At 35.2% G+C, this 15,604-nt stretch carries 15 protein-coding genes; all 15 read left to right on the top strand.

The annotated features are described in order from the left end of the window. The first annotated feature begins 23 nt into the window (after positions 1 to 23). Positions 24 to 1,160 (top strand): MBL fold metallo-hydrolase, encoded by a 1,137-nt coding sequence (locus LIR34_RS04770; RefSeq protein ID WP_173902142.1) that lies wholly within the window; start codon positions 24 to 26, stop codon positions 1,158 to 1,160. After that, positions 1,147 to 4,707, top strand: coding sequence for a trypsin-like peptidase domain-containing protein (locus LIR34_RS04765; protein ID WP_173902141.1), 3,561 nt, complete (start codon positions 1,147 to 1,149; stop codon positions 4,705 to 4,707). Before LIR34_RS04770 ends, LIR34_RS04765 begins: the two co-directional genes overlap by 14 nt. A gap of 79 nt (positions 4,708 to 4,786) precedes the next feature. Then, entirely contained in the window at positions 4,787 to 4,960 is a 174-nt protein-coding gene (locus LIR34_RS04760; RefSeq protein ID WP_173902140.1) for a hypothetical protein, read from the top strand. A gap of 159 nt (positions 4,961 to 5,119) precedes the next feature. Further along, a complete protein-coding gene (locus LIR34_RS04755; RefSeq protein WP_055066284.1) occupies positions 5,120 to 5,566 on the top strand; it encodes a flavodoxin in 447 nt (148 codons plus the stop codon). Positions 5,567 to 5,596: 30 nt separating this feature from the next. Next, on the top strand, positions 5,597 to 5,848 hold the full coding sequence (locus tag LIR34_RS04750) for a hypothetical protein (RefSeq protein ID WP_173772622.1): 252 nt from the start codon (positions 5,597 to 5,599) through the stop codon (positions 5,846 to 5,848). 426 nt (positions 5,849 to 6,274) lie between these two features. Continuing rightward, on the top strand, positions 6,275 to 6,949 hold the full coding sequence (locus LIR34_RS04745) for a response regulator transcription factor (protein WP_173902139.1): 675 nt from the start codon (positions 6,275 to 6,277) through the stop codon (positions 6,947 to 6,949). Further along, positions 6,937 to 8,115: a sensor histidine kinase gene (locus tag LIR34_RS04740; protein WP_173902138.1), complete on the top strand. Its 1,179-nt coding sequence runs from the start codon at positions 6,937 to 6,939 to the stop codon at positions 8,113 to 8,115. The genes LIR34_RS04745 and LIR34_RS04740 overlap by 13 nt, the downstream gene beginning before the upstream one ends. Positions 8,116 to 8,231: 116 nt before the next feature. Further along, a complete protein-coding gene (locus tag LIR34_RS04735; RefSeq protein ID WP_173902137.1) occupies positions 8,232 to 9,302 on the top strand; it encodes an ABC transporter permease subunit in 1,071 nt (356 codons plus the stop codon). Continuing rightward, positions 9,299 to 9,955 carry a transporter gene (locus LIR34_RS04730; protein WP_244092200.1) on the top strand — a complete coding sequence of 219 codons (657 nt, stop codon included), beginning with the start codon at positions 9,299 to 9,301 and terminating at the stop codon, positions 9,953 to 9,955. Before LIR34_RS04735 ends, LIR34_RS04730 begins: the two co-directional genes overlap by 4 nt. Before the next feature lie 3 nt (positions 9,956 to 9,958). Beyond that, on the top strand, positions 9,959 to 10,837 hold the full coding sequence (locus LIR34_RS04725) for an ATP-binding cassette domain-containing protein (RefSeq protein WP_173902136.1): 879 nt from the start codon (positions 9,959 to 9,961) through the stop codon (positions 10,835 to 10,837). Positions 10,838 to 10,904: 67 nt separating this feature from the next. Further along, the gene (locus tag LIR34_RS04720; RefSeq protein WP_055066281.1) at positions 10,905 to 11,132 is read left to right on the top strand and encodes a hypothetical protein; all 228 of its coding nucleotides are present in this window, start codon (positions 10,905 to 10,907) and stop codon (positions 11,130 to 11,132) included. Between the two features lie 130 nt (positions 11,133 to 11,262). After that, positions 11,263 to 11,826, top strand: a complete 564-nt coding sequence (locus tag LIR34_RS04715; protein ID WP_265107705.1) for an RNA polymerase sigma factor — start codon at positions 11,263 to 11,265, stop codon at positions 11,824 to 11,826. Continuing rightward, a complete protein-coding gene (locus LIR34_RS04710; RefSeq protein ID WP_055066280.1) occupies positions 11,823 to 12,998 on the top strand; it encodes a hypothetical protein in 1,176 nt (391 codons plus the stop codon). The genes LIR34_RS04715 and LIR34_RS04710 overlap by 4 nt, the downstream gene beginning before the upstream one ends. Positions 12,999 to 13,026: 28 nt before the next feature. Then, positions 13,027 to 15,273 (top strand): DUF2298 domain-containing protein, encoded by a 2,247-nt coding sequence (locus tag LIR34_RS04705; protein WP_265107704.1) that lies wholly within the window; start codon positions 13,027 to 13,029, stop codon positions 15,271 to 15,273. A 139-nt stretch (positions 15,274 to 15,412) separates the two neighbouring features. Further along, positions 15,413 to 15,580 (top strand): hypothetical protein, encoded by a 168-nt coding sequence (locus LIR34_RS04700; RefSeq protein ID WP_173902135.1) that lies wholly within the window; start codon positions 15,413 to 15,415, stop codon positions 15,578 to 15,580. Positions 15,581 to 15,604 lie beyond the last annotated feature (24 nt).

Below are 15,604 nucleotides of genomic sequence, written 5' to 3'. Positions count from 1 at the left end.
CTTTCAAAAATGGGAGGGGAACAATGGAAATAAACGGAGTTACCATACAAATGCTTCCTGCTGCCTCGGGAGATTGTATATATTTGGAATTTCCAGATCCTGATTTTAGAATACTGATTGATGGAGGTTATGCAAAAACCTATCATAAGTACTTGAAAAAATTTTTGCTCAAACTGGCTGCCGAAGGAAAACGATTAAATTTAATCGTAGTCACTCATATAGATGATGATCATATCAGTGGAATTAGGGCATTATTGAAAGAGAACGGGGATTCGAGAAACCCTAAAATCATAGAGATTGATGAAATCTGGTTTAACAGTTTGAATCAATGTATTACGTCTCGAAACGCAGAACAAGGGATGTCCTTTGCAGTCAAAATTATTTTAAAAAGTATGTGTTCAACAGACATTGATTTTGAATGTGAATATAAAAAGCAAAATATAAGTTATACCAACGGAAAAAATCTCGCAGAGCTCATTCAAGCCGGAGGATACCGTTGGAATGCATCAGTTGTAAATAATTTAGTGAGTAAGGGACAAATTGTCCAATTTGGAGATCTAAAAATCACAATATTAAATCCAGGTATCGAAACATTAACTAAGATGGGTAAAAAATGGCTTTATCATTTAAAACAAATAAACTCAAATAATATAGAAATCACTAGAGACCCATTGTTTGATGCTGCCTTTGAGGGGTTTTTATTAAATAATGAAAAAAATATAGAGTTTAAACAGGAAAATATTTCGTATTCCAGCGAGGATTTGGATTGGTTGGATAAATATGCGGAATATAAAGACATAGAAATGGATTCTAAAATAACAAACTGTTCCTCCATTGCAATTTTGATTGACTATAAAGATATAAAAATGCTTTTTCCGGGAGATAGTCCAATTCAGCTTTTTGAAAATGAATTGCCTAAGATACTTGATGTCATAAAACTTCCCCATCATGGTTCAGCTAAGAACATTTCCCTGGAATTTATAAAAAATACAAAGGTAAAATATTATTTGCTGTCAACTGATGGAAAGCGATATATTGATCATCCCGGAAAAGCAGTAATCGCAAATATAATAAAAAATACAGGCAATAATACAGAACTTATTAAAAACTACGAAATTAAATTTCTTAAAGGATTGGGAAAATTAGATGCAGAAGATTGATAGAGATAGATTAGATGAAAATACAGGTCAAATAGAATGTGGAGAAGAAATTGGAACCGTGTTCTTAATAGATAAAGAAACCGCAATAACAGTAAAACATTGTCTATTAATTGAAAAACCTGAAACTTATGCAAAAAATGCTGTTTTACACTTCTCTGTAAAAGATGAGGAAAAAACAGTCAAAGCAACCGTAATTTCTGAGGACAATGACAGCTCAGAGGATTTGGTTGTATTACGATGCGAAGAGAGTATTGATGTTCAGCCTCTTTATTTGTTTAGTGCAGAACTAGATGTTTTTGACGAATTACAAATGGTTGGATATGGTAAAAGTTTTGGTTTTGAAAAAAGGTGGATACAATTAAAAAATACTAATCTTTTAAAAAAAACTAATAAAAATATGATCTTAGATACAATAGATTCTGCTGCCATGGATTATGAAGGTTTTTCTGGAAGTCTCATAGCTGATTATAATAATTGTATTGTGGGAATTGCAAACATGCAAAATACGGAAAAAGGAAAAGCTAATTCTTTACTGGGAATTAGCGTAAAAAATCGAAAAAAGTTTTTTGAAAATAATAATATTCCAGTATATGATCGGGCAGCATTATTAAATGCACATTGTAAGGCTACAAAAGCAAAAGCTTTTCAAAATGGTATTGATCAAAATGTATATTTAAAAAATAAACAACTAGAAAACGATACTAATTCAAGAAACATTGAAGAGAATACAAATCCTTTACTAAATATGAGTAATGTATATTCTGAAGATTATAATTGGAATATTAAATATACAAGGATAGAAGGGTTATTGGGAAATACTAATAAACGTAGAAAAGAAAGAAAAGAGTTAACCAAGCAATGGGCCAAAGAATTTGAGCAGTATCCCGGATGGCTTATAGTTCCAGCAGATTTCAGGCAACAGGTAAAAAGTTATACCAATGGAAAAGAACTTTTACAATGTAGCGAAAAAGAATTAGAATCTAATTTTGACTACTGTAATGAATTACTGGATTTTGCTTATGAATATACAAGGAGATATAAAAAATCTTGTTTGCCTTTAGATAAAAATATTGAGAATAACTTATATAAAATATGGGATACTTTAAATTCTCACTCGGATTGGAAAGAGAAAAACAAGAATAAATGGTTTACAGTAGGGTTATATTTACTTGAAAACTATAGACAAAATATGGATGAAGAAAAGTGGAACAGCATTTGTGACCAGCTTAAACCTTGCACAAATTTTATAGTTGATGGCAAATATTATTTGAAACTTGAAGAAATTCTTATGAATTTATTCAAAATGGATCTGGAAAAAGTTCAGCTAGAACTGGTATCATGCTCTTTAGAAGAAATGCCTTATGAGGTACGCTTAAGATTCATTGGCGTAATGACTGAATGTGGTCTTAATGAGGAAGCACTGAAAGCAGTAGAAGAACTTACCAACGATATACAAAAGAATAATAATGAAATAGCAGAGAGCAGCCCCCAAAACGTATATTTGAAGTCTCTGCTGGTATGTGCATTGTATTTAAAAGAACATTTACTATTTTGTATGAATCCATATAAGGAAGAAACCAGAAAAAAATGCAATGAAATTAATAATGAGATTTCTAAATATAAAAAGTATTATAACTGGGATAAAGAAAAAATTCTGTTTACAGACGGTGCATTAACCTGGTTAAAAAAGGAATCTCCAGAACCGGAATTTGAGTTAAATCGGGAATCCATTACTTTGGTTAGATCTGAGAACAATTGTTGGGAGGCATATTCTGTTTTTAAAAGCATTGAATATAGTGGATTTCCATTATATCTTCGAAGTAAAAGTTTGCTGAATAATCAGCAGGATATTTTAGTAAAAAGCTTGCTATCTTACTATCCTCAATATACATGGCAGCTTTTACTTCGTCTTGGAAAAACAGATGTGGTAAAAAAATGTATTACAAGAGAATATTTACGATCCGAGAATAGAAAAGAAATCGATGAACTTTTTGAATATGTATATAATGCGATAATGAATAATATAGGAAAATTTCAGAAATATGATCCATGGTATGATCAAAATGTTTATACCTCTATTGTAGCATCCGGAATTCCGATATTAGAAAGAATGTGTGCCGTATTGGATTCTGTGCAGCAGGGAAAAATGATAGACTTGATGATCCGATTGATCGAAGAAAATGCGGTGAAAGATCAAAGATTATTAAATAAATTCATTTCCTCTGTTATGAATCAAACCGCAGATTATATTAAAAGAACTAAAATAAATGCATTATTAACCTGCTCAATGAAAGAGAGAGAAAATATACTTGGAGTAGTACAGCTTGATCCTTTTGATGTGTTTACAGAGTATGAATTATCAAATCCATTATATAGAAAAGCTCATCTTGAACCCAAAATTATTAAAGCAATATTTAATATAGGAAAACAACAGAAAATAAATCGAACCTCCGTATTGGCCAGAATGGGGCAGTTATATACATGGGGAAAATTAACCAAAGAACAAGATGTTGCCTTTGGAGAATTATTATGGAGTAAACTTAATGAAGATACGCAGTTGCCAGATCTAGAGCAATATTATTTTTTTGTATTTATGAAATGGCCACATCCAGAAGAAATAGATCCCTTAGAAAGAATAAAAAAGAGTTTTATCAGTGAAAAAGTATCTTCAAAATGGAAAGAGGATATAAGAGGCAGGAATTTTACTGAAATATCATATTGGGAACAACTGGCGGTTTGGAATAGGTACTATGTAGATGAATGGTCTGCGAAAGAAAAAGAATGGTTTTTGGAACTGTTCATCGGCTGTTGTTCAGATATGGTAAAATATTGGAAAGAAAGCAAATTCGATTTTCAATTTACTTTTTCAAAATGGCATATGAAAATGATGATTCGTGCGATTGCATCTTTTGGCAGAAATGGATGGAAGGGAGTTAATCCGGTTCAGTCAAAAAAACTATGTACTCTGCTAAAAGAATTCTATGACGAAGGAATTTATTCATGGGAAGTGGAAGCAATGTTTCTTGCAGATGAAAAAGTTCCAGCCTTTATGAACGAAATGTTGGAACTAATGTATGAAACTGAATCAGATATGGTATTTTCAGCTACAATGGCAGTTGAAAAGTGTCTGGAAACAATTATGGATCAGCAATTAAAAGAAAATACCCTGCTGGAATTGTTTAATTTAATTAAAGCACGAAAAGAACCCGGATTGGAGTATTTCTTGATGATTATACATAATATTTTTTACCGAACAAATTCGCGTTTTCCATCCAAAATCATGAAAGGAGTTTCACAAGTACTTAGGTTAGTAGAAAAATATACGCGAATCAATTTTCAAATTTCGACGCAAGAAGAGTTTAAAGAAAATATTAAAGTTAGAAAGCAATGTGCTACTCTTGCATTCTTGGTATATCGTTTTGAAAATACATTTTATGAAGGCCAACATTGCCCCGAAGTAGAAGAATGGAAAAATATATGCACTGGTGAGAAAGCAGAAAATGAATTTGCTGAAGTAAAAAATTGTTGGTTACTTCCTGAACTGTAAATATGTAAATGAATTGTCGGGAAAAGGGTACATGAATTGAAAGAGACACAGAAAGGGGCCACCGCTTATGTGCCATGAAATGGAAAAAATTTATAGCGAAGGAATGGAAAGTGGGGAATTAAAGGCCAAAAAAGAAACAGCTCTTTCTCTTGCAGAAATGGGTCTGCCTGTTGAAAAAATTGCAAAAGCTGTAAATCATGATGTGAATGAAGTCCAAAAATGGATTGATGAAAATCTATGTGCAATAAAATAAGGAACACATTTATAAATGGGCAGGTCTGTTGGGCTTGCCCTGATTTATATAATATCGTGCTTAAGAGTAAATATCCAGTTATAATAGAGCAGTTATTCTGTATCAGAGTTGTAGAGACATCAGCCATAAATATATTGTACTAGAAAAGGAGCCTATCAAATGGAAACATTAGTTATCTATTTTTCGCAGAAAGGAAAGACAAAAGAAGCTGCTAGACGGATCGCACAGCTTTCCGGTGCAGATCTGGCAGAGATTAAGACTCATAAATCTTACCGGATGTCTTATAGAAAAACGGTATTTACCTCATTAAAAGAAATTTTATTAAATGAGCGGCCAGAACTGGATATGGAGATTCCTGATATTTCTGCATACGACAGGATACTGATAGGAAGTCCGATCTGGTGTGGAACATTTCCAAATGCAGTATTCAGTTTTCTGGACAAGGTAAATCTGAATGGAAAAAAAGCAGCAATTTTTACAACCAGCGGAGCTACAGAACCACAGAAGATTGCGGTGAAGATCAAAAAGAAATATTCTGCAAAATGGTGCAGAACATTTAATGCGAACCATGCAACAGATGAAAATATCACAGATTGGTTAAAATAGTATGTTCTTACAAACAGGAATGCGGATGAAATGCACAGTCCGGTTGTTGTAAAACAGGTACATGAATTAAAAGACACGCAGAAAGGAGTGGAGCTTATGTGCCATGAAATGGAGAAAATTTATAGCGAAGGAATGGAAAGCGGCGAACTAAAAAAAGCAAAAGAAACAGCTCTTTCTATGGCAGAAGAGGGGATGGATGTTAAGAAAATTGCCCGCCTGGTTAAAGTAAGCGAAGACGATATCCAGAAATGGATTGATGAAAACATGTGTGTGGCGAAGTAAATAAAAATCATATTATAGTGGGTAAGTCGGTTTTCGACTTACCTATTTATTAATTAAAGGTCAGGAATTTTTAGAGGCAAACTTGAGATTTGGTGTCGATGTAGAACAAAATAGGATTAATCAGTTTTCTAACAGCTGATTAATCCTATTTCATTTTTATTATTCTTTTTGTATGTGATTGTTTTTACGAAAACTGAGTTCTCGCATAAAAACACTTCCGTTTTCGTATTGATTGATTCAGCAGATCGCACCGGTGTGGTACTGCTCTGCTGTGGGATAAGCATACGAAAATCGGAGGCAAAAGACATCGAGGAGAAATTGAGCTGGAATTGAGAAAAAAGATATATTGTGCTTACGTTCTTCATGTACTCTTGTTGTGATTTCATTGTTTTTTATCGTATAATATGGATACTGGAGGTGGTTTGGATGAAATACAAGATTTTGGTTGTCGATGATGATAAAGAATTGGTGAAAATGCTTTGTAGTTATTTTAATATGAAACAATATGAAACCATTACGGCTACAGATGGAATGGAAGCATTAAATAAAATAAAAATGAAACCGGATATTATTTTGTTGGATATCAATATGCCACGCATGGATGGGATTGAAGTATGTCGTCTGATACGCAGTAAAGTGTTATGTCCAATTTTATTTCTGACAGCAAGAGTTGACGAAGATGATAAAATTAATGGGTTGCTTTCAGGTGGGGATGATTATATTACGAAACCATTTAGTCTTCGGGAGTTGGAAGCAAGGATTGTCACAAACATAAAGAGAGAAGAAAGGCATCAACAAAAAACGGAATACCGTTTCATGGATGAAATGCTGGTTGATTATTCTGAAAAAATAGTAGCTATAGCTGGACACAGGATGGAGTTCACAAAAATTGAATATCAGATTATTGAATTCTTATCCATGCATCCAGGGCAGGTGTTTGATAAAGAACGTATATATGCACAAGTCTGTGGATATGATGCGGAAGGGGACAGTAGAACGATAACGGAATTAGTACGGCGTATAAGGAAAAAAATAGCGGATTATTCAGAAAAAGAATACATAGAAACTGTATGGGGGATTGGATACCGATGGAAAAAATAAGAAACTTGTCACTGAAAAAAACAATTCTGCTTTATTTTGTGATCAGCTTAACGGCAGCATTTCTGTTATCTGGATTTACAGTTCATTTTGCAAGAAATATGCAGAATAAAATATGGGAAAAATATATTGATTATGCAGATTATACGGACGTGTTTCAGCAATATGGAAAGAAATACGAGATTGAGATATCAAGACCTAATCAATCGCAGATGAATCGTTTGGACTATCATCTTTCGGAAATGTGTGACTTTATGGAAACATATTCGGTACTGATTTTTTCGATTGTTGGGAGTGTTGCTGCGGTATTCTTTTTTTATAAAAATAAGTTAAAGACACCTCTACAGGAACTAAAAGATGCCTCACAAATGATTGCAGATAATGAACTGGATTTTCATGTGTCCTATGAAAATAAAGATGAGATGGGAACTTTGTGTAAAGAATTTGAAATGATGCGAAGTGATTTAGCAGATAACAACAGAAAGATGTGGCGAATGATTGATGACGAGAAGGCTTTGCGGAATGCAATTGCACATGATATACGTTCTCCACTTTCCATATTGCGTGGGTATCAGGAAATGCTCTTAGAGTTTGTTTCTGCTGAGAGTATAAAAACAGAGGATATTATGGATATCTTGCAAACAGGCATGTATCAGATTGACCGAATAGAACATTTCACGGAAAACATGAGAAAAATGTCCCATTTAGAACAGAGGGAACTGCAATGTTCAGAGATAGTATTATCGGAGCTGGCAAAAAAGATTGAGACAGAAGCTGTCATGCTGTCCAAGAAGGAAAGTAAACTATGTAAGGTAGAAAGCGTACAGGAACAAAACGTTGTGAAAGTGGATGAGGAACTTGTCATGGAAGTGACAGACAACTTACTGGAAAATGCAGTTCGATATGCGCAAAATAGTATTGCTCTGCAGATAAGGAAAAAGGATGGTTTTCTTATAATATCTGTTGAAGATGATGGAATAGGGTTTGTGGATACTGAGGAAAAAGTAACAGAGCCGTTTTATCATAAGAATCCACAAGATGATTTAAAGCATTTTGGACTTGGCATGTATATTTCTCGTATTTTCTGTGAAAAGCATGGAGGAAATTTGAAAATATATAATGCCAGACAGGGCGGTGCTCATGTAGAAGCTCTTTTCAAAGCTGAATAAAAATATGTTAGAAGGCTAAAATCATAAATAAAGTGGTTTTAGCCTTTTTTGTTGTGAATTTATTGAGAATTGATTTGTATGATGTTGTTAAAGAAATAAAGAAAGGAAGAGATACAATGAAAACAATTATAAAAAGAAGTATACTTGATTATTTAAAGAACCCTGTTTTGTGGATTGGCTTGATTATTATAGTCGCCAGTATATATCAATGTCTGTCATCGTATTTGCAAATTCATTATATCAAACCGAATGAACAGGTTACACAAAATGATGTAGCATTGGGAGATGCCGATGTCATGGATGGCTATATTCCCACATCTGATGATAAGGAAAGAAGAGGGGAGTGGGAAGATACGATCAGAGAGACTTTAATGGACACCTCCCCAAATGGTTTTGGATTTAGCAGGCAAGAAGCAGATGATGTAGTGAAAAAAATTCAGAATATGGATGTAAAGACTGCTTCTGAGTTCCTGGAATCCCAATATGGCTATTATAACGCAATATATGCTTATGAAGACCTTAAAATTCATAAGGGGACAGCAGAAGAAATCAATCATTATATCGAACAGAAATTATCCGAACATTCTTTTTCCTGGTACTTTGCAAAAAAATTTACGGATTTTGCAGGATTGCATATGGCCTTTTTTGCAACAGTCTTGCTATCATTTTTATTTATTCAGGATACACGAAAAAGTACCTATGAATTATTACATACAAAGCCTGTTACGGCAATCCAATATATATGTGGGAAAGTAATAAGCGGATTCATTAGTATGCTGGGAGTATTAGTGATTTTGAATGTTATATTCTTTATGCTGTGTTTAAAAACGTCTTTAGAATCGGGCTTTCCAGTAACACCAATTGATTTTTGCGTGAATTCTCTGATCTATATTGTGCCGAATCTTTTGATGATATGTTGTGTCTATACAATTACAGCAGTAATATTTAAAAATCCGCTTCCGGCAGCACCAATCTTGTTTTTACACATTATATATTCAAATATGCTGACCATGAAGAATGATATTTATTATATGAGGCCGTTCTCTATTATGGTGCGATTCCCTAGCAGATTTTTTGAAACACATGTAGCCAAAATGTCAAACATAAATCAGATTATTCTTGTAATTTCATCAGTTATATTAGTATGTATTTCTGTTACAATCTGGAAAAGGAGGAGGGTTCATTGAAAACGGAACTAAAAAACTGCCTGTCGTTATATAAGATTTTTTATTCATGTGCATTTATACTGATATTGTGTACTATTCATCCGATTATATACTATGAAGAAATCGGTTCAGCGATTCAGTCGCCAATAGCATTTTTAACAATTATTTTTTGTAGTGACACATATTTGATGGAAGTAAAAAGTAAGCGTACCGATGTATTTCATTTGTATGATCAAAAAAAGCAGTTAAAAGTAATATCACAGAGAGTGTGCGTTCAAATATTATATTTATTAATACTTTCCTGTGCTGGATATGTTTTATTTTTCTGGCAAAAACCGGTCAGTGTAAACGAAGGCGTTTCGGGTACTCAAATATTCCTTTTATTTTCCATTGCAATGTTCGGAACCATCTGGCTTTGGAGTATATGCTCTGTGATTTTGTGTACATTGCTTGGAAATATGTGGGCAGGTATAGGATGTTTATTTGGAATTGTCATTGGTCTTATATCGAAAGCGGGCAGTTCATTTTTCGGGAATCTGGGATTGTTTTCTTTCAGCTCTTGTGAACTTAATCAATTAATGTCCGAGAGTTGGATTTATGGAACGCTTGTGTCTTTTATAGTGGGTCTGCTTTTATTGGCAGTATTACCAATGGCTTTAAAGAAAAGGGGATAGATTATGAGTATTAGAATAAATGATTTAACAGTTAGATTTAAAAATGGTGTAGTTGCAGTAAATAAGGCATCTCTTGAAATACCTAAGGGAATTTACGGACTTTTGGGAGAGAATGGTGCGGGAAAAACCACGCTGATGAGGGTTCTTACAACCGTTTTAAAACAAACGGAAGGAATGGTTTCCCTTGATGGAATTCTGTATAACGAGGGAAATTATGAGAAAATACAGAAAAAGATTGGTTATCTTCCACAGGAAATCGACTTATATCCGAATCTTACGGTGAAAGAATGCCTTGTATATATGGGAGGACTATCAGGAGTATCCACAAATGACCTCAAACAAAGAATTACCTATTATCTGGAAAAGACTTCTCTTACAGAGCATCAGAATAAAAAAATGCGGCAATTATCTGGCGGTATGAAGAGACGTGTCGGACTCATACAGGCACTTCTTAATAATCCGGATTTTTTGATTATTGATGAACCTACCACCGGGTTAGATCCGGAAGAAAGAATCAGGATCCGCAATCTTTTGGTTGATTTTTCAAAGAATAGAACTGTGCTGTTTTCCACTCATGTAGTAGAAGATTTAGCAGCAACCTGTACACAGCTTGCCATTATGAAAAAGGGAAGTTTTTTATATTCTGGAAGCGTAAGTGGGTTGCTGGAAAATGCAAAGGGCTGTGTTTGGAATTGTACGGTACAAAATGCAGAAGAAGCCCGTTTGTTAGAAGCCAATTATTCTATATCATCTAAGCAGTATGTAGAAAATGGAATTCATATGAAAGTATTAAGCAAAGAAAAGCCAAATGAGAATTGTGTCCCGGATAATGATATCACTTTGGAAGATGCATATATTTATTTGACGAATAATCGAGAATAAAAGATATTAGTGTAGGGAAACAGTAACGGAAGTAAACTTTGATGAAAGCTTCTATACGGAAACGGAAATGACAACAAATCTGTATGTGGATGAAGAGACGGATTCGGACTTTTTTGATGAGGAGACAATGTACGATGATGATTCTTCGTATACAGATATAGGAAGTGGACAGTATGTGTATGAATATGACATGGCAGATGGCTCACATTTGTACCTATGTGGTTCTGAACTGTCCGTACCGCAAACAACTATCTATATAGTAGATGCAGATGGAAAGACAACGCAAATTAAATAATTTATGGAGAATATAAGGGGCTATCGTGATGATATGCTCCTTTTTCATGCTATAATTTAAAAAAAATATAAATTTTTTGAGACGATCCTCAAAAAAACACGACTTTATAATTGAGAACACTTTTGAGGAGGTGAACATCATAGACGATATAAAAATCATAGAGCTTTATTTTGAAAGAAATGAGCGGGCGATTAAGGAAACAGATATAAAATATGGAAAACTTTGTCATAAAATTGCCTATAATGTCCTGAATAATCGCCAGGATTCGGAAGAGTGTGTAAATACCACTTATTTAGAAGTGTGGAATAGAATCCCACCGACAAGGCCTGCAAAATTTAAAGCCTATATTTCTATAATTGTCAGAGATATTTCCATAGATAAATTAAGACATCTGACAGCTAAAAAGAGGTCGGCTGATATGGTTATGGCATTGGATGAACTTACAGAGGTACTACCGGATGAAAGGCATGCTCCTGGAAGGAACGATGAAGAGATTGGAAAATTGATCCGTATTTTTCTTCGTAAACAAAAAGAAGAGGTTCAGAGGGTGTTTGTTCTAAAGTATTTTTATTTCGAATCTAACAGGGCTATTGCGGAAAAAAATGGTTTTACTGAACGCAAAGTAACGAATATGTTGGCCCGTACCAGAAATAAATTAAAAAAATATCTGATTGAGGAGGGAATCTACATATGAATATACCAAGAATTGTAAATGCTATCGGTTATATTGATGATGACCTTATCACGGCAGCACTGGAAGATCCGCCGAGGAAAAGGCATAATCCTATGATCAAATGGATGCCGGTTGCTTCCTGTTTGGTGCTGGTTATGATTGCAAGCATTCTTGTTCCACATTTTTTTAGGAAAGATGCAGTCATTGAAGATAAATATAAATATCATATTGCTGAAACAGAACGAGCCATAGAATGGCCATGGAAATACAAGACTCCTGCTGAAAAGTATCCTGTTGTTAAATTTAATGGAAAACAGTTTACTGCGAAAAGTCAGAATTCTATTCATACAGAGGTAATGGGGGAGGTAATTGGCTCCTGTGTGGCAGAAGGGCTTGATCCTGATACAGGAAAGGCATACACGGAAACATTTGAGGTGCAGAAGATTAAGGGCATATCAGAGGAACTGATGATTGCCGTAGGCAATGAGGATGGATTTTATGTTTATGCAGTTGATGAGAAGTCGGCTCCAGATACGTTAGGTAAGTTACTGGAACTTTATGAGCTTTCGCAAAACATAGAATTAAACTATGTAACAAAATGTGAAGGTTATGAGGAAAAAGGGGAGCTTTTGCTGGATAATGATGAAAAGATCTGGTGGATCCTTTATGGCTGTGGCGATGCAAAGCTTGATGATACAATTGACTTCTTTGAAAGAGAGAATCGAAGATGTCTGGCTTTTACGGCAACTTCTGAAGCATTGGGTGTCTATAACCGGGGGATCTACATTTCTGAGGATGGTTACTTTGCTACCAATATTTTTGATTATGAATATAGTTATTTTATTGGAAAAGAGGCAGCAGGACAGATCATCAGTTATGTACAAAAACATTCCACGGAAACAAAGTCCAGTACCAGTCTGCCAACCATATCCGGAACTGTTACAGAAATTGGAAATGGATATATTATGGTTGATGACACCGTTTTATGTAAGAAATCAAAAGCAGGAAAGAAATATAAGGTATATACAGATGATATAAAAATAAGAAGATGGATTGAAAGCGGAGAACTTAAAGAAGGGGATCTTGTAGTTGTTGAATATGAAGGTGAAATTTCCAGTAACTATGAAGTAAAGGGAGCGTATTCCATATTTACAGGAACTCTTGAAGAAAATGGTATTTTAAACCAGGAATAACAAAAACAGGAAAGAGAAGGTTACAGATGTGAAGATAAAACGAAATTATTTGATAAAGCTTGCACCGGCTGTTTTATTAGTAGTTGGTGCTTACTGGCTCCTCGGTTCTGATTTTTTTACATTTCTGACCTGGTGGGAAATGATATGCCTGCTAGGTCTGGTATTTATGCCGGTAACATCCCGTATATTCAGGGGCTTTGATGATAATGGCTGGATGTTTTCTAAAGTACTGGCAGTCGCTGTATGCGGATATGTGCAGTGGCTGCTGGCCTGTTTAAAAATCACTCCGTTTACGGGAATGACCTGTGTTATCATCACGGTTATTTGTTGTCTGGGCAGTATTTTGTATGGAATAAAATGTAAGAACAGAATCACGAATTCTCTTCCCTGGGAACAGACAACCCTGGTTTACCGGGAAGAAATTCTGTTTTTTCTGGTGTTTCTTTTCTGGACATATCTGGCGGGATTTCATCCGGCGGCTCATGGAACGGAAAAATATATGGATTTTGGTTTTATGCAGTCCATGATGAGAAGTACAACCTTACCAGCCCAGGATATGTGGTTTGCCGGAAAGTCTTTTAATTATTATTACGGTGGACAGTATCTTGCCGTATTCCTTACGAAGCTGACCGGGACAAGCGTGGAGATTACTTATAATCTGATGAGGACTATGGTCGCCGCTTTTGCCTTTGTTCTTCCCTTTAGTCTGGTACGCCAGATGCTGAAGGACAAATTAAGGACTGGGAGAAAATGGTCTTTAGATCTTGGTGGTATCCTGGCAGGGATGGCGGTGTCTATGAGTGGGAATCTCCACTATATTATTTATGGAATCATCCTTAGACTGCTGAAAATAAAAACAGATTACTGGTTTCCAAGCTCTACCCGTTATATTGGTTTCGATCCGGCTGTAACCGGGGATGAGACGATCCATGAGTTTCCGTCTTATTCGTTTGTACTGGGAGATCTTCATGCTCATGTAATAAATGTCTTTCTGGTCCTGACGGTACTGGGAATCCTATATTCATGGATGAAGACAAATTCAGGAAAAAGCTGGAGACAGAGAGAAATCGGATTTCTCGGACTGTTTCTGGGAATGTTCCTTTTTTCTAATACCTGGGATTTTATGATCTATTACGTTGTGAGTTGCGGAGTATTGCTTTTCGGAAATCTGAAACGTTATTCCTCTGATTCTTTTATAAGTTCAGCATTGAAATGGAGTGTGATACAGTGGGGGGAACTGCTGGCGGTTGCTTTTCTTGCATCACTTCCGTTTCATTTGACTTTTCAAAATGTGATGGTTCAGGGAATCGGAGTAGTAAAAATACATACTGCTTTTTACCAGTTCTGTGTATTATGGGCATTTCCGCTTCTGGTTTGCACGCCATTTGTTATTGTAGTTCTGAAAAAAATACGAACATTCCCAGATAAAAAGATACGAAGTTTTTTTAGCAATGTAAAGTATCCTGATTTGTATGGGCTGGTTCTTGTACTTTGTGCTATGGGACTGATCTTTATTCCTGAAATTGTTTATGTACGGGACATTTATGAAAAAACAGCTCCAAGAGCCAATACCATGTTCAAGCTGACTTATCAGGCATATATCATGTTTGGAATTATGATGGCATATATATTGGTTTCATTTACAGCAACCAGAATAAAAAGATGTAATGGTACTGACAATGCTATAATATGTAAAGGATTACTGAGGTGTCCAAGATGTCAGACCCTGTCAGGGATCATTGCGATCCTGCTTCTGATTTCAACTTGCGGATACCTGGAAAATGCAATTATTCATTGGTTTGGCGGATTCCCGAAAAGAAGTGCATACCAGACACTAAACGCAACGAACTATTTGGAAAATGCTATTCCGGATGATGCCGCTGGAATCCGCTGGCTGAATGCTAATGTTAATGGACAACCTGTTGTTCTTGAAACCAGTGGTGACAGTTATAAGAATTATGATAACCGTGTTTCAGCAATGACAGGACTGCCAACGGTTTTAGGCTGGTATGTGCATGAATGGCTGTGGAGAAATAATCTGGAAGAGGAAAATCAACGAAAAGAAGATGTGCAGACCATATACACTTCAAGCAGCGCTGAGCAAATAAAAGCCTTGATAGAAAAGTATAAGATTTCCTATTTATTCATCGGCAGTTGTGAAGCTGAGAAGTATGGAGAGATCAATAGCGAATTATTAACTTCGCTTGGAAAAGTTGTTTTTCGACAGGGTGAGACGATGATAATTGAGGTTTCCGATGGGGAGAGGGCTGATTGATATAAAAGAGATAAAATTTTATAAAATGTGTTACCTTATGCAAAAAAATACGATTAATTATATAGATGGCAAATTTTGGCAAAGGAGGTTATGCATGATTGTTTATCAGCCATATAGAAAATGAAAGGAGTCTAATCATATGAAACATAAGGTAAAGATTATAATACTCAGTGCTTTAGGAGTTTTGCTTGTGGGATCATCGGTGGTATATGCCTACTCGCAAAAAGGCACTCTGATCTCACAGAAAACGGAGGAGCTGCCTGACGGAAATATTTATGTCGAAGAATTATATGAAATAGACCAGTAAGACAGAAAAAGCGGGGATGGCGTA

This window comes from Blautia sp. MSK17_66 (genome assembly GCF_020538025.1).
Taxonomy (GTDB): Bacteria; Bacillota; Clostridia; order Lachnospirales; family Lachnospiraceae; genus Blautia_A.
Note: the sequence above shows the minus strand (reverse complement) of the source record. Positions and strands in the feature narration are given on the sequence as shown.

Coding starts and splice junctions, on each gene's coding strand:
- LIR34_RS04725 (WP_173902136.1), top strand. CDS start 9,959: ATGAGTATTAGAATAAATGATTTAACAGTTAGATTTAAAAATGGTGTA.
- LIR34_RS04755 (WP_055066284.1), top strand. CDS start 5,120: ATGGAAACATTAGTTATCTATTTTTCGCAGAAAGGAAAGACAAAAGAA.
- LIR34_RS04765 (WP_173902141.1), top strand. CDS start 1,147: ATGCAGAAGATTGATAGAGATAGATTAGATGAAAATACAGGTCAAATA.
- LIR34_RS04770 (WP_173902142.1), top strand. CDS start 24: ATGGAAATAAACGGAGTTACCATACAAATGCTTCCTGCTGCCTCGGGA.
- LIR34_RS04720 (WP_055066281.1), top strand. CDS start 10,905: ATGACAACAAATCTGTATGTGGATGAAGAGACGGATTCGGACTTTTTT.
- LIR34_RS04710 (WP_055066280.1), top strand. CDS start 11,823: ATGAATATACCAAGAATTGTAAATGCTATCGGTTATATTGATGATGAC.
- LIR34_RS04760 (WP_173902140.1), top strand. CDS start 4,787: ATGGAAAAAATTTATAGCGAAGGAATGGAAAGTGGGGAATTAAAGGCC.
- LIR34_RS04750 (WP_173772622.1), top strand. CDS start 5,597: ATGCACAGTCCGGTTGTTGTAAAACAGGTACATGAATTAAAAGACACG.
- LIR34_RS04700 (WP_173902135.1), top strand. CDS start 15,413: ATGAAACATAAGGTAAAGATTATAATACTCAGTGCTTTAGGAGTTTTG.
- LIR34_RS04740 (WP_173902138.1), top strand. CDS start 6,937: ATGGAAAAAATAAGAAACTTGTCACTGAAAAAAACAATTCTGCTTTAT.
- LIR34_RS04745 (WP_173902139.1), top strand. CDS start 6,275: ATGAAATACAAGATTTTGGTTGTCGATGATGATAAAGAATTGGTGAAA.
- LIR34_RS04735 (WP_173902137.1), top strand. CDS start 8,232: ATGAAAACAATTATAAAAAGAAGTATACTTGATTATTTAAAGAACCCT.